Origin of the sequence: uncultured Campylobacter sp., assembly GCF_938041645.1 — a bacterium.
Classification (GTDB): Bacteria; Campylobacterota; Campylobacteria; order Campylobacterales; family Campylobacteraceae; genus Campylobacter_B.
On record NZ_CALIST010000033.1, the window covers coordinates 60663 to 87121 of the forward strand.

The 26459-nt window shown below is 46.9% G+C and carries 25 protein-coding genes; 12 read left to right on the forward strand and 13 right to left on the reverse strand.

Annotation, left to right across the window (positions count from 1 at the left end; genetic code table 11):
* Positions 1-15 precede the first annotated feature (15 nt).
* Complete coding sequence (locus Q0600_RS05440) at positions 16-2667, reverse strand: valine--tRNA ligase (RefSeq protein WP_298757824.1); 2652 nt, start codon at positions 2665-2667, stop codon at positions 16-18.
* Between the two features lie 233 nt (positions 2668-2900).
* On the opposite strand from Q0600_RS05440, the gene Q0600_RS05445 reads away from it, so the two are divergent.
* The 6 genes from Q0600_RS05445 (at position 2901) to Q0600_RS05470 (ending at position 9613) form a co-directional block, all read left to right on the forward strand.
* The gene (locus Q0600_RS05445) at positions 2901-3677 is read left to right on the forward strand and encodes a MetQ/NlpA family ABC transporter substrate-binding protein (protein ID WP_298757827.1); all 777 of its coding nucleotides are present in this window, start codon (positions 2901-2903) and stop codon (positions 3675-3677) included.
* Positions 3678-3791: 114 nt separating this feature from the next.
* The gene (locus tag Q0600_RS05450) at positions 3792-4616 is read left to right on the forward strand and encodes a peptidylprolyl isomerase (protein WP_291936931.1); all 825 of its coding nucleotides are present in this window, start codon (positions 3792-3794) and stop codon (positions 4614-4616) included.
* Between the two features lie 234 nt (positions 4617-4850).
* Complete coding sequence (locus Q0600_RS05455; protein ID WP_298757831.1) at positions 4851-5450, forward strand: DedA family protein; 600 nt, start codon at positions 4851-4853, stop codon at positions 5448-5450.
* Between the two features lie 315 nt (positions 5451-5765).
* A complete protein-coding gene (locus tag Q0600_RS05460) occupies positions 5766-7172 on the forward strand; it encodes an aspartate ammonia-lyase (protein WP_005870686.1) in 1407 nt (468 codons plus the stop codon).
* Between the two features lie 286 nt (positions 7173-7458).
* Positions 7459-8802, forward strand: a complete 1344-nt coding sequence (locus tag Q0600_RS05465) for an anaerobic C4-dicarboxylate transporter (protein WP_298757834.1) — start codon at positions 7459-7461, stop codon at positions 8800-8802.
* A 283-nt stretch (positions 8803-9085) separates the two neighbouring features.
* Positions 9086-9613: an NAD(P)H-dependent oxidoreductase gene (locus Q0600_RS05470; protein WP_298757837.1), complete on the forward strand. Its 528-nt coding sequence runs from the start codon at positions 9086-9088 to the stop codon at positions 9611-9613.
* A 531-nt stretch (positions 9614-10144) separates the two neighbouring features.
* Here the strand turns inward: Q0600_RS05470 and Q0600_RS05475 are convergent.
* The 6 genes from Q0600_RS05475 to Q0600_RS05500 form a co-directional block, all read right to left on the reverse strand.
* The gene (locus tag Q0600_RS05475; protein WP_298757839.1) at positions 10145-10945 is read right to left on the reverse strand and encodes an SMI1/KNR4 family protein; all 801 of its coding nucleotides are present in this window, start codon (positions 10943-10945) and stop codon (positions 10145-10147) included.
* A 201-nt stretch (positions 10946-11146) separates the two neighbouring features.
* The gene (locus Q0600_RS05480) at positions 11147-11833 is read right to left on the reverse strand and encodes a tyrosine-protein phosphatase (RefSeq protein ID WP_298757841.1); all 687 of its coding nucleotides are present in this window, start codon (positions 11831-11833) and stop codon (positions 11147-11149) included.
* A gap of 419 nt (positions 11834-12252) precedes the next feature.
* A complete protein-coding gene (locus Q0600_RS05485; protein WP_298757843.1) occupies positions 12253-12708 on the reverse strand; it encodes a DIP1984 family protein in 456 nt (151 codons plus the stop codon).
* Between the two features lie 18 nt (positions 12709-12726).
* On the reverse strand, positions 12727-13407 hold the full coding sequence (locus Q0600_RS05490) for a DUF799 domain-containing protein (protein WP_298757845.1): 681 nt from the start codon (positions 13405-13407) through the stop codon (positions 12727-12729).
* Positions 13404-13898 (reverse strand): DUF4810 domain-containing protein, encoded by a 495-nt coding sequence (locus Q0600_RS05495; RefSeq protein WP_298757848.1) that lies wholly within the window; start codon positions 13896-13898, stop codon positions 13404-13406. Before Q0600_RS05495 ends, Q0600_RS05490 begins: the two co-directional genes overlap by 4 nt.
* Positions 13899-13907: 9 nt before the next feature.
* The gene (locus Q0600_RS05500) at positions 13908-14585 is read right to left on the reverse strand and encodes a CsgG/HfaB family protein (RefSeq protein ID WP_005870708.1); all 678 of its coding nucleotides are present in this window, start codon (positions 14583-14585) and stop codon (positions 13908-13910) included.
* A gap of 98 nt (positions 14586-14683) precedes the next feature.
* Between Q0600_RS05500 and Q0600_RS05505 the strand changes: the two genes are divergently transcribed.
* Both Q0600_RS05505 and Q0600_RS05510 read left to right on the forward strand, forming a co-directional pair.
* Complete coding sequence (locus Q0600_RS05505; protein ID WP_298757850.1) at positions 14684-15364, forward strand: response regulator transcription factor; 681 nt, start codon at positions 14684-14686, stop codon at positions 15362-15364.
* Positions 15361-16413 (forward strand): HAMP domain-containing sensor histidine kinase, encoded by a 1053-nt coding sequence (locus Q0600_RS05510; protein ID WP_298757853.1) that lies wholly within the window; start codon positions 15361-15363, stop codon positions 16411-16413. The genes Q0600_RS05505 and Q0600_RS05510 overlap by 4 nt, the downstream gene beginning before the upstream one ends.
* A gap of 3 nt (positions 16414-16416) precedes the next feature.
* On the opposite strand, the gene Q0600_RS05515 is transcribed toward Q0600_RS05510, so the two are convergent.
* Positions 16417-16551: a hypothetical protein gene (locus Q0600_RS05515; protein WP_298757855.1), complete on the reverse strand. Its 135-nt coding sequence runs from the start codon at positions 16549-16551 to the stop codon at positions 16417-16419.
* A gap of 996 nt (positions 16552-17547) precedes the next feature.
* Here Q0600_RS05515 and Q0600_RS05520 point away from each other — a divergent pair.
* Complete coding sequence (locus Q0600_RS05520; RefSeq protein ID WP_298757858.1) at positions 17548-18234, forward strand: hypothetical protein; 687 nt, start codon at positions 17548-17550, stop codon at positions 18232-18234.
* Positions 18235-18314: 80 nt separating this feature from the next.
* On the opposite strand, the gene Q0600_RS05525 is transcribed toward Q0600_RS05520, so the two are convergent.
* Complete coding sequence (locus Q0600_RS05525; RefSeq protein WP_298757861.1) at positions 18315-19124, reverse strand: hypothetical protein; 810 nt, start codon at positions 19122-19124, stop codon at positions 18315-18317.
* A gap of 526 nt (positions 19125-19650) precedes the next feature.
* Between Q0600_RS05525 and Q0600_RS05530 the strand changes: the two genes are divergently transcribed.
* On the forward strand, positions 19651-20280 hold the full coding sequence (locus Q0600_RS05530; protein WP_298757863.1) for a hypothetical protein: 630 nt from the start codon (positions 19651-19653) through the stop codon (positions 20278-20280).
* 218 nt (positions 20281-20498) lie between these two features.
* Here the strand turns inward: Q0600_RS05530 and Q0600_RS05535 are convergent, their stop codons facing one another.
* From Q0600_RS05535 to Q0600_RS05550, 4 genes are all read right to left on the reverse strand, one after another.
* Positions 20499-21287, reverse strand: a complete 789-nt coding sequence (locus Q0600_RS05535; protein WP_298757864.1) for a sulfite exporter TauE/SafE family protein — start codon at positions 21285-21287, stop codon at positions 20499-20501.
* Positions 21288-21405: 118 nt separating this feature from the next.
* A complete protein-coding gene (locus Q0600_RS05540) occupies positions 21406-22083 on the reverse strand; it encodes a hypothetical protein (RefSeq protein ID WP_298757866.1) in 678 nt (225 codons plus the stop codon).
* A 236-nt stretch (positions 22084-22319) separates the two neighbouring features.
* A complete protein-coding gene (locus Q0600_RS05545) occupies positions 22320-22523 on the reverse strand; it encodes a hypothetical protein (RefSeq protein WP_298757869.1) in 204 nt (67 codons plus the stop codon).
* Positions 22524-22653: 130 nt separating this feature from the next.
* Entirely contained in the window at positions 22654-24078 is a 1425-nt protein-coding gene (locus tag Q0600_RS05550; RefSeq protein ID WP_298757872.1) for an SPFH domain-containing protein, read from the reverse strand.
* 159 nt (positions 24079-24237) lie between these two features.
* Between Q0600_RS05550 and Q0600_RS05555 the strand changes: the two genes are divergently transcribed.
* Both Q0600_RS05555 and Q0600_RS05560 read left to right on the forward strand, forming a co-directional pair.
* The gene (locus Q0600_RS05555; protein ID WP_298757875.1) at positions 24238-25257 is read left to right on the forward strand and encodes an ABC transporter substrate-binding protein; all 1020 of its coding nucleotides are present in this window, start codon (positions 24238-24240) and stop codon (positions 25255-25257) included.
* A gap of 593 nt (positions 25258-25850) precedes the next feature.
* Positions 25851-26324 (forward strand): isoprenylcysteine carboxylmethyltransferase family protein, encoded by a 474-nt coding sequence (locus Q0600_RS05560; RefSeq protein ID WP_298757876.1) that lies wholly within the window; start codon positions 25851-25853, stop codon positions 26322-26324.
* Positions 26325-26459: the final 135 nt, after the last annotated feature.

Sequence of the window (26459 nt, forward strand, 5' to 3'; positions counted from 1 at the left end):
ACTCAGACGAGCGGACTACTCGCCAAACGCCTTTAGCTCGTCGCATACTTTGGCGAATTTCTCCTGCGCGCTTTGCAGCCCTTCGCGGTTGGCTTCAACCACGGCTTGCGGGGCGGAGGCTACGAATTTCTCGTTATTTAGCATGCCTGAGAGCTTTTCGATCTCTTTTTGCAGCTTGGCTTTTTGCGCGCCGAGGCGTGAAATCACGCCGCTAAGATCGACCCCCTCAAGCGGCACGAAAGTTTCTAGCCTCTCGCTTACGTCGCGGGCGGAATTTGCGATATTTTGCTGCGTAAATTCCACATCATCTACCTTGGCAAGCGTTTTGATATAGTCCGCAGCAGCGCTTAGATCGACTGCGGATTTGACGTAAGCTTTTGCTACGCGCGCATTGCCGAGCTCGATCGTCGCCTTTGCGCGGCGAATACTAACGATCGCTTCAATAACGAGCGAAAATAGCTCCTCGATCCGCTCGTCGCGCTCGCCAGGCTGCGGGTATCGCATCACCATGATGGAGCGCGCGTCTTGCAGCTTCGTGCCGCTTAGCTCCTGATACAGATACTCGCTTAGAAACGGCATAAACGGGCTTAGCAGCTTCATCGCTTCTTTAAAAATCATCCCTAGCTCGCCGATCGCAGCCTTGTCCGCCTTGCTAAGCTCGATGCCCCAGTCGCAAAACTCGTCCCAAAAAAACTTATAAAGCTCGGTCGCAGCGTCGTTAAAGCGGTATTCGTCTAAATTTTCCCGCACCGCGCTCACGCAGCAGTTAAAGCGCGAAAGCATATATTTGCCGAGGCTCGTTTTGATCTGCGCCGCGTCTAAATCGTCGAATTTAGAAGCGTTTAAAAGCAAAAATTTGCTCGCGTTATAGAGCTTATTCGTAAAATTTCTATATATCAAAAGCTTATCGTCGCTAAGGCGCAAATCGCGCCCCTGCACGCACAAAATCGTAAGCGTAAAGCGCAAAATATCGGCGCTAAATTCATCGATTTTTAGCAGCGGATCGACTACATTTTTGCTCGATTTGCTCATCTTTTTGCCGTCTTTGTCCTTAACCAGAGCATGAAGGTAGATGTCGCGAAACGGCAGCTCGCCCATAGCGTTTTGGCACTGAAACATCATGCGCGCGACCCAGAAAAACAAAATGTCAAAGCCGGTAATTAACATAGTATTCGGATAAAATTCGCTCAAATCCTCCTCAAACCACTTCTTGTTTTTCAGCGCCTCGCCGTTGCCCCAGCCAAGCGTGCTGATCGGCCAAAGACCGCTTGAAAACCACGTATCGAGCACGTCGGGATCTTGAGTAAAATTTTTGCCGCCGCATTTTGGGCAGGCATCGGGAGCTTCTCGCTCATCCGCCCACTGATGACCGCAGTCGCAGTAAAACACGGGAATTCTATGCCCCCACCACAGCTGGCGGCTGATGCACCAGTCTTTCAACTCACGCATCCAGGCGTTGAAGCTATTGATCCAGTGCTTCGGGAAAAATTCCGCCTCGCCGGAATTTACCTTAGAGATCGCCTCTTTTGCGATATCTGCGCGCACGAACCACTGCTGCGAGATGTACGGCTCGACGACGTTTTTGCAGCGGTAGCAGTAGCCGACTTGATTTTCGTAGTCCTCGATTTTTTCGATAAAGCCCAGCCGCTCAAGCTCCGCTACGATCTGATCGCGCGCGGCAAGTCGCTCTAAGCCTTGAAATTTACCGCACTGCTCGTTTAAAATTCCTTTTTCGTCAAAAACGGTGATAAAGCCCAGCTCGTGGCGCTTGCCAACCTCGTAGTCGTTGGTATCGTGCGCGGGCGTGACCTTCACGGCGCCCGTTCCGAAGCTCATATCGACGTATTCGTCGGCGATGATCTCTATCTCGCGACCGATTAGCGGCAGCACGACTTTTTTGCCGATCAAATTTTTATAGCGTTCGTCCGCGGGATTTACCATTACGGCGGTGTCGCCGAAGTAGGTCTCGGGGCGCGTAGTAGCGATAACAATGTAGTTGCGGCTCGTCTCGCTCGAATCTTTGCAAGAATTTGAATTTTGTTCGTCCGCAAAGTAGTAGCGCAGATGATAAAGTTTGCCTTTGTTTTCCTTGTGCTCGACCTCCACGTCGCTTAGCGCGCCGTCGTGCGTGCACCAGTTTACCATGTAGTTTCCGCGCACGATGAGCCCCGCGTCGTATAGGCTTACGAATGCTTTGCGAACAGCGTTTTTAAGCCCCTCATCCATAGTAAAGCGCTGTCTGCTCCACGCAGGCGTGACGCCAAGGCGCTTCATCTGCTTTACGATCTGCCCGCCGCTTTGCTCCTTCCAGTGCCAAACGTGCTTCAAAAACTCTTCGCGCCCTATCTCTTCTTTTTTGATCCCTTGCGACAAAAGCTCGCGCTCGACGACGTTTTGCGTCGCAATGCCTGCGTGGTCTAACCCCGGCTGCCACAGCGTTTTGTAACCGTCCATTCGCTTGTATCGCGTCATTATGTCTTGCAACGTATAAGTGAGCGAGTGCCCGATATGAAGCACTCCGGTAACATTCGGCGGCGGTAGCATAATGCAAAAATTTTTGCCTTTTTGCTGGATATCTTTATTGCCGTCGATCTCGAAGTAACCGCGCTGCTCCCAAATTTTATAAAAGCTCTCCTCTACGGCTTTCGCGTCGTAAAAATCTGCCATCTTTAGCCTTTTTTTAAAATTTTAAATTTTGCGATTTTAGCGGAATTTATGTAAAGCGCTCATTAAAGCGTACCAATTCTGCATTATACAATAAAATGTAGTATTTAAATATATGTAAAAATATCGAATTTTAGAATATTTTAGATAAAATTTTAAAAAATCATATAAAAACACTTGACATTAAAAATTCTACCTGCTATAATACCGCGAAATTTTAACCAAAAGGATTAAATATGAAGAAATTTCTTCTCGCTTCGCTTCTTAGCGCCAGCATCGTCAGCTTCGCTCTTGCCGAAAAAATCGTAGTCGCCGCTACTCCGATACCGCATGCCGAAATTTTGGAGCAGATCAAGCCTGATCTAAAAGCCCAAGGCTACGATCTTGAGGTCAAGGTTTTCAATGACTACGTAACCCCGAACCTCGCTACCGATAGCGGCGACGTAGATGCGGGATTTTTCCAGCACGTGCCATATATGGAGGAATTTAACGCTAATAAAGGCACAAAGTTAAAAGCGACCGTGGGCGTGCACTTAGAGCCGATGGGCATCTACAGCCATAAGATTAAAAATTTAAAAGATCTTAAAAACGGCGCCAAAGTTGCCGTGCCAAACGATCCGACCAACGAAAGCCGCGCTCTTGATCTACTCGTAGCCGCAGGGCTCATCGAAGTAGATCAAAACGCTAAGCTTCGCACGCCGTTAGATGTCACGAAAAATCCTAAAAATTTAGAAATTTTAGAGCTTGAAGGCGCCGCGCTTCCACGCACCCTGGGCGATGTCGATATTGCAGTCATCAACTCAAATTTTGCTTTTAACGCAAATTTAAACCCAATCAAGGATTCGCTATTTTTAGAAAAGGCTGAGGGCAACCCTTACACAAATGTCATCAGTGTTAAAGAAGGCAACGAAAACAGCCCTAAAATCAAGGCGCTAGATAAAGCGATTCAAAGCGAGAAAGTGAAAAAATTTATCGAGACGCAATATAAAGGCGCAATCATCCCGTCGTTTTAACTCCCCTCTTTTTAAAATTCGGCGCAGGATTCGCGCCGAATTTGCTGACATTCGCTATTTTATTTACTATCTTTTTTTATAATTGCGCGAAATTTACCGAATAAAGGAAAAATAATGAAAAGAATTTTATCTTTCAGCTTTGTTGCCGCTATGGCTATATCTTCGCTTAATGCAGGCGTTTTGGCTACTGCAAAAGACGCAAATATCACTATTACGGATGAGGATGTTGCACCGTTTTTGGCTCAAGGTATGCAGCACGGCGGACAGGAACCAACCGCCGATGAGAAGAAAAAACTAATCGACGATCTAATCAAATACAAACTTCTAATCGCAGAGGCGAAAAAATCAGGTATTGAAAACAGCGACGAATATAAACATCAGCTAGAGCTTGCTAAAGATGGCATCGCATTTAATCTATGGCAACGCGAACAGGCTAAAGACGTAAGCATCAGCGACGAGGAAGCTAAAAAAATTTACGATGAAAATAAACAAAATTTCATGCAACCAGATTCCGTTACCGCAAGTCATATCTTAGTAGCAGACGAAAAGGCTGCTAAAAACGCGATTGCGAAGCTATCAAAAGTCAAAAAAGAGAATTTAAAAGAGGAATTTAATAAACTAGCTAAAGAAATTTCAATCGATCCAAGTGCGAAAGAAAACGGTGGCGATTTGGGCTCTTTTGGCAAAGGCATGATGGTGCCGGAGTTTGAAAAAGCGGCGTTTGCGCTAAAAGATGGTGAGATGAGCAAAACGCCGGTAAAGACACAATTCGGATATCATATAATCTACAAAGAAAGCAGCAAAAAGGCCGAGACTATGCCGTTTGAAAAGGTAAAAGATCTCATCAAAAATCAGCTACTTCCAAGCAAAGTAAACAAAAAAATCGATGACAAGGCTAATGAGCTATTCGGCAAACTAAACATCGAATACGCAAAATAGTTTAATTTTAAGGCGCGAGGCTATTAAATTTATATGCAAGTTCGCTGCAGCAGTAACTTGTAGGGATAAATTTTAGCCCGCGCCTTTGTTTTATATGCGCTAAATTTTGCGAAATTTTAAGCTCACTCTTATATCGTCGGATTGTTAAATTCTAAATTTATTCGCTCTGCCGATGTTAAATTTTGCGGAATTTTAAGCGCAGCCGGTTTTTTCACATTAAATCAAGGAATTCAAATGCTTTCTAATATCGTAAATTTTATCGTAGAATTTGTCGCGGGCTGGGGATACCTTGGCATTTTTGTGATGATGTTTTTAGAAAGCAGCTTCTTTCCTTTCCCAAGTGAAGTAGTGATGATCCCTGCGGGCTATCTAGTCTCAAAATCGCAGATGAGCTTTGTTGCGGCATTTGTTTGTGGGCTTGGCGGCAGCATCACCGGTGCGCTGTTTAATTACTATCTATGCTACTTTTTTGGACGTAAGATTATCGCTAAATACGGCAAATACGTAGGCATCACCGAGGAGAAATTTGCAAAATTCGAAGCATTTTTTAACCGTCATGGCGAAATTTCAACGTTTAACTGCCGCCTAATCCCAGGCATTCGTCAATACATCAGCCTTCCTGCGGGCCTTGCAAAGATGAATGTCGCGCGCTTCGTGCTATTTACCGGGCTTGGAGCTGCGATTTGGACATTAATACTGATGAGCTTAGGATATTTCATCGGCGAAAACGAGGAGCTAATCAAGCAAGATCTGCATCTAATTACGATCGCTCTGTTCGCCGTCGTCATTATAATCTCGCTCCTATATATTTATTTTATAAAACGCAAAAAATAGCTCCACTCTAGTAAATACAAATACAATAAAAAATTCCATTTTGCCGCCTTTAACTTCAAATTTTTCAAATTATAATTTAAGCTAAATAAGAATTTTTATAATTCCACTTTCATAATCCGCGTGCGATACGATATTTCTATTAAAGTGCAATTATGCCTTAGTAGCGAATTCCAAAATATTTTTTAAGTAAAATTCTATTTAAAGCCTTAAACAATCGCACTAATTTCTAAATTTTAATTTTTCGTTACGTTTTAAGCTACTTTTAATACTAAAAGCTTTAAAATTCCATTAACAATTTCAACGAAAGGACTTATTATGGCAAAGACCAGAAAAGAACACGATTTCATCGGTGAATTAGAAATTTCCGACGATTTTTACTACGGTGTGCAAACATTTAGGGCACTAGAGAACTTCCACCTAAGCGGACGAGCACTCAAAGACTATCCGTTTTTTATCAAAGCATTTGCACAAATCAAAAAAGCAGCTGCGCTAGCCAATAAAGAGGTCGGAGTCCTAGACGCGCAAAAAGCCGATGCGATTGCAAAAGCTTGCGACAGGCTCATCGCAGGAGAGTTCAGAGATCAATTCGTAGTCGATATGATCCAAGGCGGCGCCGGAACTTCGACGAATATGAATACCAACGAAGTCATTACCAATATAGCTTTGGAGAGTATGGGACATAAAAAGGGCGAATACCAATACCTCCATCCAAACGACCACACAAATTTGGGTCAAAGCACCAACGATACCTACCCTAGCTCGATCAAAGTCGCCGCTTACGCCAAGCTAACCGATCTATTAAAAGCTATGGAAAATTTGAAAAAAGAGCTTGAAGTTAAAGCCAAAGAATACAAAGATGTCATCAAAATGGGAAGGACGGAGCTTGAGGACGCCGTTCCTACTACTCTTGGAAACACTTTCAACGCTTTTGCTACCTACATCAAAACCGATATCGCGCTTATCAAAGCTGCTAGAGAGTCGATGACTTACCTAAATATGGGCGCTACGGCGATCGGCACAGGTATCAACTGCCATCCTGATTACAAAAACGTAGTCGAGAAAAAACTGGGTGAAATCACCGGCGTTAAATTTAAAGCCGCAGAGGATTTCATCGCCGCTACACAAGACACCGCGGACTTCGTTCACGTTAGTGGCGCGTTAAAAACAGCAGCCGTCCGCCTAAGTAAAATCGCAAACGACCTACGTCTTATGAACTCCGGTCCTAGATGCGGACTAGGTGAAATCGAGCTTCCTAAGATGCAACCGGGCAGCTCCATCATGCCGGGCAAAGTAAATCCGGTCATCGCCGAGGTCGTAGGCGAGGCTTGCTACGAGGTTATCGGCAACGACGTTACGATTATGCTTTGCTCAGAGCGCGGAGAATTTGAGCTAAATGCATTTGAGCCTGGCATCGCATATGCGTTATTTAACTCGATTGTGCTTTTGGAAAATGCGATGAATACACTAGCTGAAAAAGCTATCAAACATCTAAAAGCAAACCCTGAAGCTTGCCTAAAATCGGTGCTAAATTCCGTTGGTATCGTTACTGCATTCAATCCATATATCGGTTACGAAAAATCCGCAAGTATCGCCAAAGAGGCGCTTCAGACCGGAAAATCCGTCGGCGAAATCTGCTTAGAGCGCGGATATTTGAAAAAAGAGGAGATCGATAAGATCCTAGAGCCTAAATCTATGCTCAACCCACATATGAGCAAAAAATAGTTCCAAACTAGGTGCGGCGCGGAATTTCGTCGGTTAATTTAATAGGCGAAATTCCGCAAAGTAGAATTCTAAATAGATAAAATTGATCGTGCAGAATTCCGTAGATGCAGAATTTCATCAAGTTAGATTTAGCTTCCGTGGAGTAAAATTCCACTTGCGAAATTTTAGGATAAAATTCCGCATAGAATTCCGACCACTGAATTATAAAGATAATTCGGATTTTACCTGCTGAAATCTTTAGAATTCTGCGCGCCGTTAAAAAAATTACTTTATAAGGAGTTTTGCAATGGACTTTATGGTGATATTGCAATTTATCGTGTTGCTCGGCGGCATCTACCTAGGCGTTAAGCTAGGCGGCATGGGCGTCGGTTATGCAGGCGGTTTGGGCGTTGTCGTCCTAGCCATTTTGGGTATGAAGGTCGATATGAAGGATATCCCGATTGACGTTATCCTAATTATCGCATCGGTAATCTCCGCGATTACGGCGCTGCAAGTCGCAGGTGGACTTGATTATCTGGTTCAGGTGGCATCTAAAATTTTAAGGAAAAATCCTAAGCAGATCAACTTCCTAGCGCCTATCGTTACCTATCTACTTACGATACTTGCGGGCACCGGACATACTGCGTTTTCTATGATCCCGGTTATCGTAGAGGTCGCAAAGACGCAGAATATCAAGCCTTCCGCTCCTCTTGCGCTTTCGGTCGTTTCGTCTCAGGTAGCGATCACTGCGAGCCCTATTTCGGCGGCATTCGTCGCTATGAGCGGTCTGTGCGAGAAGCTAGGCGTTAGCTATCCTAAGCTTTTGTTTATCTGCATCTCTACTACCTTCGTAGCTATGATAATCACGGCTTTCATCGTAAATAAATTCTACGATCTTGATCTTTCAAAAGACCCTGTTTACAAAGAGAGACTTTCAAAAGGTCTTGTAGCCGAGATCAAAGCCGAGGAGTATAAAGAGCCGAAACCTTATGCGAAAAGATCGGTTGCGATATTTGCTATCGGCGTTTTGATCGTCGTTTGCTATGCACTTGCGATCTCAAAGAGCGTCGGCTTGGTAGAAAAACCGATCCTTTCAAGAGATAGCGCGATCATCAGCTTTATGCTAACTATCGGCTTCCTTATCGCTGTTTTGTGCAAGATCGATACAGGCAAACTGCTCTCTACCAGCACTTTCCAAAGCGGTATGAATGCATGCATCTGCGTCATCGGTATAGCATGGCTCGGTACTACTTTCGTAAACGGTCACATCGACAGCATCAAAGAGGTAGCTAAAAACGTCGTCACGCAGTATCCTTTCGTGCTAGCTATCGCGCTATACTTCCTAAGCTGCTTGCTATACTCGCAGGCTGCGACTACGAAGGTCATGATGCCTGCCGTTGCCGCCGCGCTTGGAATGAGCAGCCCTGAGAATTCCGGTCAAATTTGGATCTTGGTCGCATCGTTCGCAGCCGTTTCAGGCTTGTTCGTGCTCCCTACCTATCCTACGACGCTCGGCGCGATCGCAATGGACGATACCGGAACGACTAGAGTCGGTAAATTTGTATTTAACCACTCATTCTTCCTTCCGGGAACCATTATGGTTGCGCTTTCGGTCGCTCTAGGATTTTTAGTAGCTCCTGCGCTAATCTAAGATTAGTATTCCTTTCATTTGCGCCGAATTTTTCGGCGCATTTTTCATACCATTTAAAATTTTTAATACAATCTAATAGATAAAATTCTATCGATTTTGGGGTCTGCCATATTTGCTTATAAATTTAACTTCTAATCGCATGCAAAAAACTACAAGTCTTCCGGTAGTATTTGAGTGGAAGTAAAATTTTATTTGAAATTTCATATCCATATTATGCTAGATGATAAATCAAAATTTCAGCCAAAAAACATATAATGTAAGAAATTTAAAACAAGGATAAAATATGAAAAATCTCATCATCATCGCTCATCCCGATATGGCAAGCTCACACGCAAACAAGGCGTGGCGCGAGGTAGCCAAAAAGCAAGCGGATAAATTTGATATTCACGAAATTTACGCCGCTTATCCTAACGGCAAAATAAACGTAGCGCGCGAGCAGGGGTTACTTTTGAGCCACGATAAAATTATCATTCAGTTTCCACTTTATTGGTACAGCTATCCGCCGCTTTTAAAGCGATGGTTCGACGATGTATTTGCCTACGGCTGGGCTTACGGCAGCACCGGCGACAAGCTAAAAGGTAAAGAATTCGCCCTAGCGATCACTATCGGCGACGAGCGAAACAACTATAAAAAAGACGGCACGATCGGATTTGACATAGAAGAAGTTATCACGCCTTTTAAATGCGCGATGAATTTTACAGGCGCCAAGCTGCTGCCGTGCCACTTTGGCTATGGATTTTCATTTCATCCAGATAGCGAATATATCGCAAAAAGTGCAGAAAAATACGAAGAATTTTTAGCAAAATTTTAAAATTTACAAAGGCAAAATCGCTTTTTTAGTCGCGAAATTTTATTTTAAAAAGTGGCGGATGAAGATCGTCTCGTTTCATCCGTACTGCTTGGCACGCTTCCTGGATCGCTATTTTTGCGTTGCACACGCAGCTTGCTGAATAATCCCCCACCCTTTTGATCGTAAAATTTTATTCCCTTCTCCTCTCCCCCTAAATGGGCAAAGTTTACGTTAAAAATTTATACGAAATTTTTCCGTATAGAGCATGCTTTAGTGCAGCCATATAAAAATCAATGAGCATAAAATTTTACCTAAAAATTTGCACCCGCTCGCAATAATACTCGTCTTAAATTTCCACAAGGCGCTAAAAAACTATGCATGCCCACCCGGCTCAAACCCTCCGCTAAATTCATAAAACGCTGCGAACTACGCGTTTACCGCTACTGAGCTGTATATGCTGTCATGAGCCCGCCAAGCTCATCCTCATCAATGTCAAAACAACAATCACTCATCTTGCTAGAAAGTGCGTCAGCTGGCAGGTATCAAGGAGAGTTACTGCGAAAGCGGTGCAAAATACGATGCCTCCGCGCCGAGCTGCTTAGCGCTTGCTGCTCTGCGCGCGCAAACCCAAGATCCAAAAAGAGATTTAAAGTAAAGTAGCGCCTGCCACCACTCTGCGACGCGATTTACCCAGATCAAAAACTCATCGCTCGGGTTCTCGTCGTCTAGATGCGCGGGAGTGACGAGCTCAAGCGCAGTCTGCGGGATCGTCGTTTTGAACGTCTGTGTTACCCACTGCTGAAATTTCACGTTTGGATGCACGATAAAATCGTCATCCTCGCTGTTTGGCGGCGCGCTAAAATCCTCACCCCAGCAGATCTCATCGTATCCGATAGCAAGCAGCCGTAAAAAATCAAGCCCGCTATGAGTCAAAATGCAGGTCATCGTCGAGCCCGAGCCGGAGCCCATGTGTACGATCTTCGTCTCGCCCGCATCGTCCAGCCACAGCGCGCACATCGAGCCCTCCGAGCCGCTGCCCGCGAACACGCAAAGCCGCTGCTTGATCTCCGCGGCAAGCTCGCGATCCTCGCCGTAAAACCAATACCTTAGCTCCTCGTCGCGATTTTTCGGCTCATCCGTGAAAAAGACGATGTCCGTGCCGCCCTTGCGCTCATCGTCGCTCCAGCTCTGCTGCAGCCTATCTTGCGGGTAGAGATAGCCGCGTCTGCGCCCGCCCGCGTCGTCATAAAAGCCGTTTGCTTCGATCCACGCATAAAGCGCCTCAAGCTCGCTCGGCACGCGCATACCCTGCGGTAGCGCCTCGCGCAGTTGCGCCAGCAATAAATTTTCCACGATCGCTCCTTTTGCTAAATTTGCCGCTCAAATTTTACTTTGTTTCGGATAAATTTTTAAGTTTTATAGCTTTAAGGCTTCTTAAAAATTATTTATCTCACTTCGGATATATCGGCGATATCGTCATCAAATTTGGTTTATAGCGTCGTTAAAAGTCGAATGCAAATTTCACGCCGTCTGATCGGGCGGGCGAAATTTCGTCTAAATTCCAAGCTCGGCTCTTACGAGCGCTTCATTTTGTGGCGTCAAAAAGCCCGCGATATCCTGCCACATGGAGTGAAAGCCGTATCCGCCCTCTATCATCTCGCTGCGTGCGGCGTCCAGGCTCCAGCCCTGATAGATCACACGGTACATCGCCACCACAAGCCCCGTGCGATCGGCTCCGTGATAGCAGTGCACGAGCACGGCGCCCTCCTTTTGGCGCTCGCGAATAGTGCGCAAGACGTCCGCTATCTGCGCGGGCTTTATCTCCCAGCTTTGAAGCGGCTTGTTCGCGAGCCAAAATTGATCCCCAAATGCCCTTCTATCGCCGCCTCTGCTAAAATGGCGCAGATTTACGATGCTTTTGATACCAAGCTCGTGCAGCTTTGCGGCGTAGCTTCTATCAAGCTGAGCGCTGCGAAATAGCAGCTCGTCCACGCGGTAGAAATTTTTCGCTTCGTCGATGAGGGTTACTTTTTGCGATGAGTTTGGGTTTGTGCCGCGTGCTGCGGTACCTGCGTTTTCAAATCGCGCGTTTTGAAATTTAGCGTCTTTTGCGTCCGCGAGATTTTGTTCCGCGCCGCTCGTTTTTCTAAAATTTATGGAATTCGCTTCTGTTGCGAGCTCCGCATTTATGCCAGTCGCAAAGAAAAACGCGGTCGCTAATGCAAGGGTTTTAAATTTCAAATTTCATCCTTTAAATTTGGCTAATTTTTATGATTTTTGTAAAATTTGACGCTCGCAGCTAAAATGCAAAATAGCAAGCACGCATGAATTTAACGCAAATTTGAGCGTCAAGCCCGCCCAAATCGCCGCTAGATTTCGTCGCAAGCCCGCAAACCGCGCCGTTAAAATCAAAATTTCGTTTTTAAATTTCCCCGTTCCCGCCCTCGGTATCGCTAGATCAGTACGCGGTAGTTACATTGCGTAGTTATATTGCCCCTGTAAATTTACTGAAAATAAATCGTAAAAGGGGTGCGCCCGTTTCCGCGAGCGCTGCCATAAACCTGCTTCGCAGGTGAGTTTCGTACTCGCCTCTTGCGATACTTACCCGAAATTTTATTTTTCGCGAAATCCTTTCAAATTTCGCCGCTAAATTTGACGCTTTAGTTGGTCAGATCGGTCTGCCAGTTTGCGCCTTGCAGCGTCGTGTCAAGCTGCCTGATCTGCTTTGCTAGCTCACCTACTTGCTTTTGCAGCGCCGCGACGTCGACCGTGCTTAGGATTTTAATCTCGCTGCGAGAATAAACATCCACTTTTTGCGCGGAAGCTTGCACGAAAGTCCGTAGTGCTCCCGCTTTTAGCGTGAGCACGTCACGTTTAGCAATTAGCTCGGTTAGGCTCTTGCCGTCCGCTTTTGCGGTGCAGTTGGTTAAATTTATCCGAACGATTAGCCGCTCAAGCTCGCCCGTAAGCGCGTCTAGCTCGGCTAGCAGCGCCTTTGGCTCTTCGCTCGGTTTCTCGCCTTCTTGCACCTTCGCGTTGTCCGCGAGCCTTGATTTTAGCTGCTCGATGCGTTTTTGTATGTCGGCGCGCAGTATCAGCGCCTCGGCTAGTTTCATTTTTGTCCTTTTTAAAATTTATTTGCCGCCACCAAGCTGTCGATCTTGTCCGTAGTGCGGCGAATACGGGCCGTAGAGCAAGCATTTGTTGCAGTTTTGGCCCAGCAGCATCGCATCTGCGCTCGCAGAGAGCTTGTATCCCGCGTCGGAGACGGTATCGCCGATCTGTTTAATAACCGCGGAGATCAGCATGCCTACAAGATCGTTACTACCTCTGCTTGAGTCGTCGCTTACCTGCGCCGAACCCTCCCAAAGCGTCGCGCCGCTTCTCAAATCCACAAGCTTGGCATTGACCGCTACAACGCTTACGCTATTTAGCAACATATACGAAGTGCCGTATTTGACGACGTCCATGTATAGCACGGCGTCTGCGCCGAAAATCTGTCTTAGCTTGTGCGCGGAGACGTTTTGGATCTCGCTCGCCTCGTAAATTCCGTTATTTTTGAAGGTCTCATGCACGAGCGCAGGCGAAAATACGTAATAGCCCGCCTCGCTTAGCGGATAGATCGCGTTGGCAAGCACGGCGGGACCTGCATCCACTTCGGTTGTTTCGTTTGTCGGCATCAGCACCAAAATCGATCGCGGCTTAGCCTGTTGAAGCGCCGAGTAGTCGTAAATTTCAGGCTCACTTAGAGCGCACGCATTAAAAAACAGCGCCACGAATACGCTAAAAATCGCTATTTGAGCTTTATTTTTCATTTTTTAGCCTTTTTATTCGTTTTGCCGCCCTGCTTTGCGGCAGCTTTACCTTGCTTTGCAGAGGCCGTTTTGGCGGCTTCGCGTCCGCTTGGTCCTTGAGCTTTATCGGCGCCGGGCTTGGTCGCAGCCTCAGCTTTTTTAAGCGCGGTGGGGTTTGTAACGAAGGTCAAAAACGGCTTTGATTCAGGGAAAGCCTGAGCTTCTTTTTCAAAGTTCTCTCTCGCCCTCGCGCCGTTGCCCGCGCTTAGATACAAAAGCCCCAGATGCGAATAAAGCCCAGGCGGGACTTTGAGTCCCTTTTCGTATGCCTTTTGGATAGATTTTTCAAGCGCTTCGATCTGCTCGCCTACGTCGCCTTCCTGCTTTAGATACTGATAGGTCGAGTCCGTGTAGCTGCCGTCCCAGTAATAAATTTGATTCCGGCTCCCGCCGCCGCAGCCGCAGAAGATCACGGCCGCAGCAGCAAGAGCAAGAGCGCTACCTGCTTTCAAATTTTATCCTTATCTCACTTTAAACGCGCCGTTTTCAAGGCCGTTTACGAGATTATTGACCGCTTCGATGATCGCTAGGCTTAGCACCTTGCCGTTTAGCGTCGAATCATAGCCCGCAGTGCCGCCGAAACCTAGCACTTCGCGATTTGATAGCTCGTATTCGCCCGCGCCCTGAGTCGAAAAGACCACCTCGGACGTTCTAACATCAACGATGTTTAAATTTACTTTAGAATACGCGGTTTGAGTCTTTCCTTTACCCAAAATTCCAAACAGCTGATGATCGCCGGTCGTCTTGCGACCAAACTCGGTCACATCGCCGGTGATAACGTATCTGGCGCCCTTTAAGTTTTGCGCGCTTTTGGAGATTGCACTTTCCTCTTTGATGGCGCGCATATTTGTGCGATCAAGCACCGAGAAGCGTCCTGTTTGTTGTAAGCTTGAGATCAAAATTGTCTGCGCTTGATTGCCCAGTCTGTCCTCGCCGTCGGAGAACACGCCGTTGTTGTAAGAGGACTGGTTGTTAAAGCGTCCTACCGACACGGCTATCCGCTCGCCCGAGTAGTTGGTGTTTAGGCTCGCTACCGTAGGGGTTTGCACTACGCGAGAGCTCTCTTTCGCGCATCCGCTAAATAGCGCCAGCACCGAAGCCGCAATAACGGCAACCGATATGGTTTTTTTGAAATTCATTCTTTACTCCTTGAAAAAATTTACGTATAATATCTCATTGTTTCTTAAAATTTTATGTATAAATTTAAGCGCATAAATTTATCAAAACGGGAGCGATTATGCTTAATATTTTACTGGTCGAAGACGACGAGGCTTTGAGCTCGGCGATAAGGGAAAAACTACTTGACGAGGGCTTTAGCGTGAGCTGCGCCTTCGACGGCAAGCAGGCAGCAGAGGCGCTGGATGAGGCGCATTTCGATCTGATCATCTCAGACGTGATGATGCCTAAGATGGACGGCTTTGAGCTTAGCAGGTACGTTAGGCGCGACGGCAAGAGCCAGCCGATACTGATCATAACGGCAAAAAGCGAGATCGAGGATATGCAGACGGGCTTTAAAAGCGGCGCGGACGATTATATGAGCAAACCGATAAATTTAAAAGAGCTCGTGCTGCGCGTGCATGCGCTACTAAGGCGCGCAAAGATCGCGAACGAAAAGCGGCTTCTCATCGGCGGAAGCGAGCTTGATTATGATACGCTAAGCGTCTGCGCGGCGGGCGAGCGGATAAGCCTGGCGCCGAAGGAATTTCGTCTTTTGTTTCTATTACTAAGCTACGTGGGCAGAATTTTTACGAGGTTTGAGATAATGAGCGAAATTTGGGGCTACGAAACGGACAGCGACGAGCGCGTCGTCGATACGCACATCAAAAAGCTACGGGCAAAATTTGAAAACTCCAAGGACTTTGAGATAATCACCGTGCGCGGGCTCGGCTACAAAGCCGTAAAAAAGGAACGAGCATGAAAAAATACCTCATCAGCCTCAAAAGCTTCATCGCGTTTTACTCCTCGCTCGCATTCGGCGTGATAAATTTCATCGTCTGCTTTGCAGTCTGCATGCTTTTTTACATAGGCATAGGCGGCAAGATCGGCGGGTTTTGGGACGGAGTGGCGCTGTGCGCGATCATCTGCCTAATCACGATGGCGCTAAATTTTACCCTACTTTACTTCGGACTTAAAATTTTATTCCGCCCAATCAAGCGGCTACTAGGCGCGATCACTGCGATCGCAAACGGCGATTTTGAGGCGCGCGCCGAGCGTAAGATACACAGATACCGCACTGATTACGTCTATATGCACGAACTGGACGAGCTTGTAGTAAACGTCAATAAAATGGCGCAGAAGCTGCAAAAGCACGAGCAGCTACAAAAGGAGTTCGTCTCAAACGTCTCGCACGAGATGAAAACGCCGATCTCCTCGATCGCCGCGTTAAGCGAGATGATAGAGGGCGGCGTGAGCGAGGAACGCGCGGTGCGATATGCAGCCTCCATCGGCGCGGAAGCAAACCGCCTAAGCAAGCTCTGCACCGATATGCTAAAGCTAACGAGACTTGATAGCGGTGCAGCGGTGTGCCTGGATGAGACGGTACGTATCGACGAGCAGCTGCGGCAATGCATCATCTCGCTGAGCCAAAGCTACGAAGGACACGAGTTTGAGCTAGATTTATCACCGCTTAGCGTGCGATCAAACGCGGGGCTGCTAAATCAAATTTGGCGAAATTTAATCGAAAACGCGCTTAAGTATTCGCGCCAGGGCGGTAAAATTTTCGTCCGTTGCCGCGCTTGCGACGGCTTTGCGCAGGTGAGCATCAAAGACGAAGGCATCGGTATCGCGCGCGAGAAGCTGGATAAAATTTTTGACCGATTTTATCAGTGCGAGGAATCGCACAAAGAGCTAGGCAGCGGACTTGGGCTTAGCATCGTACGCAGAGCGCTCGATATTTTAGGCGGGCAGATCGAATACGAAAGCGAACCGGGCGTCGGAACCGAGGCGCGCGTTAAAATTCCGCTTTAAATTTCAGATCAAGACGGTGCGGATGATCTGCGTCTTGTAATTCGTAGCTCGCCATAAAATTTCGCCCACAGGCGAAGTCGCGCCGATGTAAGCTTTGACGACGTAAAAAAGCGCGGGCGTGTCGCGCGCCGCATTCACATAAAATTCTACTTTAAATTTTATGTCGATTTGCTGCGGCCGCCTCGCGCGCCGCGACGAGATCGGAATTCTGCTTTAAATTTAGCGCACACTGCAACTTTGACGCCCTTACGACTTTACCGCGCATTACGGCGGGCGGCAGGCTCGCTTAAATTTTCTGCGCCTTAACGCAGACGGCTGAATTTTGTCTGAAATCTGCCGCCGCTCGCTCGCACTTTACGACAGGCGGTAAAAATTTCGCCGTAAATTTTAAAAGACACATTAAGAACACAATCATCTTATATAATCCCGCTCATAGATCAATCGGGCACGCCTCTAGCGGTCCGAGTCCGGCAAATAATAAAATTAAAAACAAAGGAGAAGCGATGAGTAAGGCCGTACTTCACTCGGTGCTAGCGATAGAAGCCATTTTATGGGGGCTTTTATCGGCTGTGATTATAGGTGCGTAAATTTTACGCTTTGAGCCAGGCGATCTGCCGAAATAATTTATAAAATTTACGAAATTTGCGCCCCTCTTCGCATCCGCTGCAAAAAGGGGCGCACCCTCGCTAACTATCTAAACTAAAATTTTAATCCGCTCGCCGTGTGCGCAAACCTCACTACGCGCAAGCCCATACCGCAAGCAAGACGGCCGCGCGCAAACCTCGCTGTGCGCAACCTCGCCGCGGATAAGCCGGCTGCGCAACTAAAAATCGAATAAAATTTTAAATGCTACGAGCGGACGGACGAGCTAGTTGATGCCCTATTTTATCCGCGCCTTTTGCAATATGCGCTCGCCCGCAAAACGGCTTGCGATAGGAAATGATTTGAACGGTGCGCATTTCAAAATACGCGACCTGTTCCAAGCACGCAAATTTACGCCTTTGCCGCTAAGCGATTTTTAAAAGCTCTCAAGCTAAAATTTATCCCGATTTAAGATCAAATTTAAACTCAACCCAGACGGGCGAAAATTTCACGAAAGACGCCGCAAGCGGCGAAATCTCAAAGGAGCCTAACGTGAAAAGATTGATAGATTTCCTGAGACGCATTTATGCGGATCTGCTTGCAGGCAGGGCGCTACTACATCCGATCCTGCTTACGGCTGCATTTTTAGCGGCGAAATTCGGCGCGCTATATGTCATAGATCAAAAAATTTTAGGAAGCGGCTATGATTTGGGGATATTTGGAGAATTCGCTTATTACATATTTTTCGATTTTGTCGCAGGTGCCTATTTTATAGCTCTTTGCGCGCATATAATCTATGCTTCGCCCGAAGTCAAATCGCTTAAAATTTTACGCAAAATTCTGCTCGCGGTGATCTTAGCATCCTGCGCGCTGGGTTATTTTGCTTCAGACATAAACTACCAAAAAATAGGCGTCCTTGAAGCCTTTTTGATCGCCTCGTTAATTTGTATTTGCATCTATTCGGTCGCAACCGAAATATCAAACGAGCACTCAAATGCGGTATTTTGGGATTTTGTTTATGTTCTTAACTACATAGGTGCCTTATTTGTAATATTTCATGCGCAAGCCGCCGACGTCGTAGCCGTCATTTTAATAATCCTTTGTCCGCTCGCGTGGGCGTTTTATTTCAAATACGAATTTCAAAAATCGCTCGCGAAAGACGCCGCAAGCAATGATGAAATTTTAAATAGTGCAAGCAGCGATGAAATTTCAAAAAGCAAAGCGCGCGCGGAGAGTTAAATTTTAAAAATTCCACCGCAAAGGGCTAAATTTACAAAATTTCGCCAGAGTTAAATTTTAAAATTTACCGCGCGGCGCTTTTATCCTTTTATATCCTCGATCACCTCTTCTACGAAACGGGCTGTATCAACTAGCTTAAAGCCCCATACTTTGGGATCTGCGGTGATTTTATTATAAAAATCTTCCAATTCTTTCGCGGGAGATAATTCGCCCAATTTAAACGGGGTAAATTTTACTTTACCGATCTTTTTTAGATGTGGCAGCAGCTCCTTTAAATCCTTATGATTAAACCAGCAGTCCGTTCTAAGGAAGCCGCCGTTTTTCGAGCCTGCGATCTTGCTTTTTAAAAAATCGTCCATGCCGGGCGGCTCTTTTTGCAGCAGTCTGGTGCAGGCTAGGTGGTACTCGAGCTTCCTGGGCGTTTGATCTACCGCCGAGACAAAGCAAACGCCGTATCCCTGCTGCATCCGGATAGACAAAACGTCGCCCTCCTCGAAATATGGCGTTTTTTGCTTCGAAATTTTGGGCCGTTTAAGCGGTCTAGGGTTTTCGCTTTTTAGCTGAAGTGCCAATTTGTCAAGCGCTTTTTGGCGGCTCTTTTGAGATTTTTCAAAGACCTTATTCCACATCTGGCTTGCGCCGCCTTTTATGATAGCAAGGGCTTTTTCGCGGATCTCGTCGTTTAAAAAACCGATCTTCCAAAGCGAATACGCCAGAGCCGTCCAATAAATCTCGCTATAAAGCTCATCGGTGCAGAAATTCTCCGCCTGCGCTAAAACATCTTGCAGGATGGTTTCAACATTTTCGCCGTCCTTATATCGCTCGGTGATAGTCAAATAGATATCGTATCCGTCGTCGCTGTCGATAATTTTCACCCCGTCTATCGCCATTTTTTCTCCTTTATCTTGGACTTTTATCTGCCGATTTCGCCGAGCCGAATTTTATCAAAATTTAAGCGCTTAAAAGACAAATCGCCATTGAAATTCCAGTTTAACAGTAGCGAGCTTTGCTTATAAATACAGCGCCGTCCAGTTTATAAAATTTAACTAGCTCAAAATTTGGATGAATTTTTAAAATTTCACTCGCAAGAGCGGCTATCTACCAAATTCAGGCTTTCAGACATTCTTAAAATTTAAGCTTTTCTCTTGGGGGCGGAAGGGGGCTCTACTTACGAAGCGTCGCCTTCCTTTGCTTCGGCACTGCCTCGCAACTGCAAGCAGACCAGTCAAATCCTCACAATCCTCTCATCGCGCGCTGTATATTTTCAAAGTAAAATTTACGCTTGTAGCAGCGCTGCGCCAAGCTAGCACACCTTTAAGTTTGACGAATTTATTTAAACAAACGCAGTAAAATCCGAGCGTAAAATTTAACGGAGTAAATTTTACTTTGCATCAAAGCGCAAATCTAGGAGCCAAAATGCCAAAAATCGTAATTTTTTTCAAATGCGTCTGCACAGATATTTTCGCGGGCAGGGTCTTGCTACATCCGATTTTACTTACGGCTGCGTTTTTAGCGGCTAGATCCGGCGCGTTTTGGCTGATAAATAACGCAATATTTGGCCTCGGTTACGACTGGGGTTTTCTGGGCGACGGCTTCTTTTTAATGTTTTACCACTTTATCATAAATGCGTATTTTTTAGTATTTTGCTCCTATATGCTATTTAGGGCTTCTTTTGCGCGCTGGCTCAAATTTATCTGGCTGGTGCTCGCTATTTTTATACTTATAGGCTGTATTTACGGCTATTTTGACGCTCATATAGACCGCCAAAAAGAAGGGGTATTCGTCGGCTTTTTTATCGCATCTTTAGTTACGATTTGCGCTTATGTTCTAGTAATAACGATTGAGTTAAAAAGTTTCCTACCGATCGCATACACGGTCGTTTATCTGATTAGTTTTTCCGCCTCGATATGGATAGTTTTTAATACGCAAGGAAATTACACTACAATGGTTTTAAATATCCTTTGCCCGCTTGCGTGGACGTTTTATTTTAAATACAAATTTAAAGGAACACTTGCTAAAAACGCCGAAAACGAGAGTAAAATTTAAAGTACGAAGTCGGGCAAATTTGGAGATTTAGCAAGTTAAATTTTCACTTCGTCTGCAAATCCGTCAAATTAAGGATAAAATTTTGCTACCCAAATTTTAGCCGTGATCAAAAATACGCAAGCAAAAAGCTATTTTGCGTTAAAGTCCTCAAATTTAGTCGGTAAATTTCGCTCCAAAGAGCGGTTTTAAACGCCGATGTTTGACTAAATTTAGAAATCTTAAAAACTAGCCAAAAGATCCGAAACCCAAAATCCAAGCCGCGTCAAAAGTCCTAAGTCTAAAAATTTATCTATCGTTATACAAAGTATCGTGACGATAAGTGCGATCATCCAGCGCTTTTGAGCTTTTTTGCCGATCTTGTGCGAGGTTTTGACGCCCGCGTAAACGCCCGCTAGCGAGCCGACGCCGAGCAACGCGCCGATCTTGTAGTACACGAGTCCGTGCGCGGAAAGGCTCAGAAAGCCCGCGCTTGAGGAAAATATCACGAAAAATAGCCCCGTGCTGACGGCCTTTTTGATGTCGTAGTTTAAAAAGCTGATCAAAATAGGCATCACGAATACCGCGCCGCCAATACCCACGCTGATCGCCACGGCGCCGACGAACAGCCCCACGATAAAGAGCAAAATTTTTGATTCGTTGACCTCGCCAGTGGGCTCGGTCGGGGTTTTAAAGAGTTTGATTAAATTTATGATCTGCACTAAAATAAGCGTGCCCAGTAGAAATTTTGAGGAGAAATAGCTTACGATAAAGCCGCTACTAAGCGCGCCGCAAAAGCCCCCGAGCCCCAGCACCAGCGCCGGCGCGACGTCGAGCATTTTGCTTTTAAAATTTACGAATGAGCCGAAAATCGAGCTGAAGATCATCTGCATGATGCTGATGCCGATGGCGTACTTGACGTCGTAGCCGAAGAGCATCATCACGGGCACCACGACCGTGCCGCCGCCGATGCCGAAAAATCCGCTGATAAAGCCTACGCAGGCGCCGATTAAAATGTATTCAAAAAACATCCGTATTCCTTATTTCAGCCCCTTTGGTCTCTCTAAATTCCGCTTTTTGCGGCTCGTAATTAAAATTTACCGTTTTGCGAGTCTTTAAATTTAAGCGCAAATTTAGCAAATTTAAAGCTTATAGTCGTTTTGCTTCGCGCATCCATTCGCAGTAATACTCGCGCGAAATTTTTACGTTTTCATATCGCAAGGCGTCCGCGCGAAAGCATTTCAGGCTCAGTTCATTACCCTCAAAGCCCGCAAAATCAGCCTGCTCGTAGATGTCGTAACCGCCCTGCATGCAGTCTAAAACGTCTGCATATCTCTGCTCTTCGCTCATCGGCTCGGCAAAGCTTACCAAATGCACTCCGTTTGGAGCCGCCCAGTAGCAGTCGTCCACCGCCAGCGCGTTCCAACCCCGCAGATAGTGCACGCCGCCCCAAATGAAGCTCTCCTTGCCGAGCATCCAGACGTCCGGCACGAAGCGCATGATCCGCCCACGATCCAGTTCAAGCACGCTGTAGCCGTATAGATCCTGGCGAAAGACGAGGTAAAATTTGCCGTTTGCGTGGCGGATCAGGCTGAAAAATTCCGCCCGATCATCTATACAGCGCCAGCTTATTATCTGCGGTGCGCCAAACAGCGTATATTTGCCGCCGCTAAAATTTACCGCGCCGAGCCTATATGCGTCCTTTACGATCTCATATCCGCCACCTAAATTTATCGTTTGGCGCTGAGTAAAATTTTTCCTCTTAAAAAGAGCTTCCGCCTGCTTGATGTGCACTTGGTACTGTGCGGAATTTACGGCGTTTGGCATCGTGCGCTCCTTAAAATTTCATGCAGGCGGGTTAAATTTTACGCTGCTCAAACGGCTCGCGCTTCTTGAATTTCATGCGAACCGAATAAATTTAGCCTCGCTAGTCGGCAAAATTTGACCGCTAGGCGGCAAAGCCCAATCATTTGGCGGCAACCGATAACCGCTAAGCGCAATTCGCGTGAGCGCTATGTATCAGCGCCGAAATTTTAAATCTTGCTTTGCGAATTTTTTAAAATTTACCCGCAGTTTCGGCGCTCTGCGAATACTTGCAATACAGCGCCGTCTTTAAATGCTCGCGCACAAGGGCGTGAAATTTTACGAGCGTTTGAAATTCCGAGGCATTTAAATTTCACGATATTTAAAATTCCGAGGCGTTTTAAAATTCCACGGAGATCTGAAATTCCGCGAGTATTTGAAATTTCGCAACCTTTAAATTCCACTAGCGCCTTAAATTTGTCCAAGTGCGGACAGCCAAACCGCTCGGACGGGCAGACCGCTCAAATTTACTCTCGTCTGCAGCGCCGCTATCGTATAAATTTAAAATTCTACTCGCCCGAGGCGCTGCGAATATTACTCGGATTTGCCCTCTTCTTTGGCGCCCGAAATTTTATCCAGCACCTTTTTGCCGACCTCGCTTTGATTTAGCGCTTCGAGCATCGCGGCTAGCTGCGTGCCGCCCTTGGCGCTTAAAATTTCGCCGAATTTACTCATCCCCTCGCCCACGCTGCCTTCGTTCGCGATGATCTTAAGATCCGCCGCGCTTAGCGCCTTGGCCTGCTCTAGGCCGATGTCGCGGTTCGCTTCGATCTGTTTGATCGAAATGAGATAGGTCTGGTATCCCTGATTTTCGCCGATCTCGCGCGCCAGCTCGATCTGTGCGTTTACGGGCGCGAGCTCTTTTAGCCTAAGCGCCTCGGCCTCGGCAGAGCCTATCTTTAGCGTACCCTGCGCCTCTTTGTCCTTCATCTCCAAAAGCGCCGCGGCGGCGAGAAACTGCTTCTCTTTATCGCCCTGCGCTACTAAAATTTGATTTTCCTTGATCGCTTCGGCGTCGCGGATTTTGGCGTTTTTGCGCGCTTCGGCGTCGATCTCGATCTTGCGCTGCTCCTGCTCGGCCTTTACGATCTCCACTTGCTTTTTGATCTCGGCCTGCTTGACGTCGTTTACCCGCACGACCTCCATCGCCTTTTCCTGCGTGATCTTTTGCTGATCCTTGATGAGCTGCTCGGCCTGCTCCTTTGAGATCGCGACCTCCCGCTCGTTTTCGACGGTTTTAAGGCCTACCATCTTATTTGCTTCCTGCTGGCGCACTTCGGTTGCCTGCGCGGCTTCGATCTCGGCGATCTGGGCGAGCTTGGTGTTATTTGCGACCTCGACGCGGCTTTCCTTTTCGATCTGGGATTTTTTCTTCTCCATGATGTTTAAGATGACCTTGCTGCCGCTACTATCTCGGATATCCATCAGCTCGATGTTTTTAACGGGCTCGATACCCCAGTTTTGCAGCTGCGTCTTTACCGCCTTGGTAAAATCATCTCCGAGCTCGGAGCGGATCTGCAAAATATCCTCAAGCACACGGCTCGAAAGGATCGAACGGATCGAGCCTTGAATGATATTTCTAAGCTGATTGTTAAGATCCTCAAAATTATTAACGCGTTGCGCGGCCAAATTTGAATCCATAATCCTAAAAAATGCCGTTATATCGACGACGAAAGGAAGTCTGCCCAGATCATACGCCTCATAATCCTCGATCTTGATACTAAAAACAGAGACGGGCAAAACGATCTTCGTAACGCCCAGCACCGGCACCCAGCTTGGGAATTCATAATAGCTGTTACCGTTGCCGGTATCTTTGCCGTAGCTCGTCGTCTTACGCGCGCTCTGGACGATATGCACTTCGTTCGTCTCCACTATGCGCCTGAAAAACAGAGGCACGATGATAAAAAGCGCGATTAAAACCCCGGCGGCGGCGCCTATTAAATACAAAATTTCATCCATTTTCTCTCCTTTAAAAATGCTAAATTTAAAATGGATTATATAAAAATTTACTTTGAAAAATAATAAATAATCGCGGCGACAGCGGTTAAAATTTACGCAATTTTAATGAGGTTTTTTGTAATATCGCAGCGTATATTTCAATACCTTTTAGGAGAAAAAATGAAAAAATTTTTACTACTGCTTTTAGCGGGTGCGCTTTTTGCGAGCGCGGCAGAGCTTAGAACTATCAAGGATATGGACGGAGCTGAGGTCAAAATCCCCGCAAAAGTTGAGCGTATCGCGGCACTCTGGCACTCGAACAATCAAATTTTACTGGCTCTGGGCGGAGCGGATAAGATCGTCGCCACCACCGATAACATCAGCAAAAACGCATGGTTTCTTAAAATTTATCCGCGCCTAGCGCAGATCCCAGTACTGCTAAAAAATAACGACGTAAATTTAGAGGAGCTGATGAGCCGTAACCCCGACGTAGTCATCGTCTCAACCGCACTAGCGGGCGAAAATTTAGCCAAACAGGGCTTTACCGTTTTAAAGGCGAGCTTTAGCGATTACGAGCAGATGAGGCGCAGCATCAGGATGTGCGGCGATATGCTAGGCGGCGACGCGCCGCAAAGAGCGAAGGATCTGATCGCAAATCTCGATAAAAATATCGCTTTGGTTAGCGGCCGCACCGCAAATTTAAGCCCCGATAAACGCCCGCGCGTCCTTCACATCGTAGGCGGAACCGATCTTTTAAAGATCGACGGTAAGGGCACGCTGATCGACTCATGGATAGAGCTAGCCGGCGGCACGAACGCGATCACCGCCACCAAAGGCCCGATGAAAACTATCACCGCCGAGGAGATCATCGCGAGCAACCCGCAGATCATAATCGTGGGCGGCGATCACAACGAAGATGCGGTAGCTCAGATCAAATCCAGCCCGATCTACAGCGGCACGGATGCGGTCAAAAATGGACGCGTTTACGGCAATCCGCGCGGGGTTTTCAACTGGGATCGATACGGAGCGGACGCGGTGCTTCAAATTTTATGGGCAGCCAAAACCATTCAGCCGGAGCTATTTGCCGACATCGACGTGAAAGCCGAAACGAAGGCGTTTTATAAAAAATTTATGAATTACGAGCTAAGCGATACGGAATTTGGCTATATTTTAAAAGGACTCAATCCGGAGGGTAAATAAGGCGCGGTGCCGAAGCAACGGCATCAGCGCCGCACCTAGCAGGCAGTACCCGTGCCGAACGCCTCATCACGCGGCGATACATCGGCACAGAATGTTTCATCGTGCGGCGGCACATCGGTGCCGAGCGACCGCCCGTCCTATCTCGACACCGGTTAGACAAATCGTCTAGTCATACGGGCGAGCGGTCGTCGTATCGTCAAAACAAGCGGCACTATCGCATTTTTGGTGCATTGAAGTGCGGATGCCGCCCGCATAAAATGCAGATCTCATCGTTACTCGGCGAGTCGATACCTAAATGACGGCGTCATTGCCGCATTGTCCCAACAGAAGCAGCATCCCCAACCCGCGGCGCGGCGGACAAACATAGCCGCAGCACGCTAAAACGGGCGGTGCGAGGCGGAGTAAAATTTAAACTCGCGGCGGGTGAAAAAGGATAAAGCAACGACAAGCAAACAAGGGCAAAACAAAGCTGTAAGATAAAATTTAAAGCAAAGGAAGCGGTCATGGAAATTTCATTTTTTACGACGCTTGAGCCTGCTCTAGTGGGCGCTTGAATACCCTCATTTGCGATGGTGCTGATACAGTTCGTGTATATGTTTGTCTACAAAGAGGTCGGCAAACGCGCTACCGATACCTCCTGGTACACGCTCGCGGACAAGCGAAATGCGATCATAAGCTCGCTGCTGCAAGTAGCGCTGCTCATTTTGTCGGTGTTCGTGCCGCTTAAGACGGGCAGCGCGTGGTTTTGGATCGGAGCGGTGATCTACATAGCGGCTTTTGCGGGCTTCATCAAGGCATTTTACGACTATGCGGCAGCTCCTGCGGACAAAGCCGCACAAGGCGGCATCTACCGCCTATCGCGCAATCCGATGTATTTCTTTTATTTCCTCGGCATGGCGGGCGTTTGCGTCACTTCGGCGTCGCTGTGGCTACTCATAGTGATAGTGCCCTTTGCCATATACAATCATCTCGTGGTCCTGGGCGAGAAACGTTACTGTGAGCAGGCCTACGGACAGGAGTATTTAGAGTATAAGCGCAAAACGCCGAGATATTTTTTGTTTTTATAAGGGGAGCGGTGCGCAATTGAGCTTTAAAGTAGGAGCGTAAATTTAGATAGCGCTTTAAAATTTTAACCGGACTTGCGGGCTAATTTTAAAATTTCGCCCGAAATTTTAAGGATTGCGAGATATAGGCTTAAATTT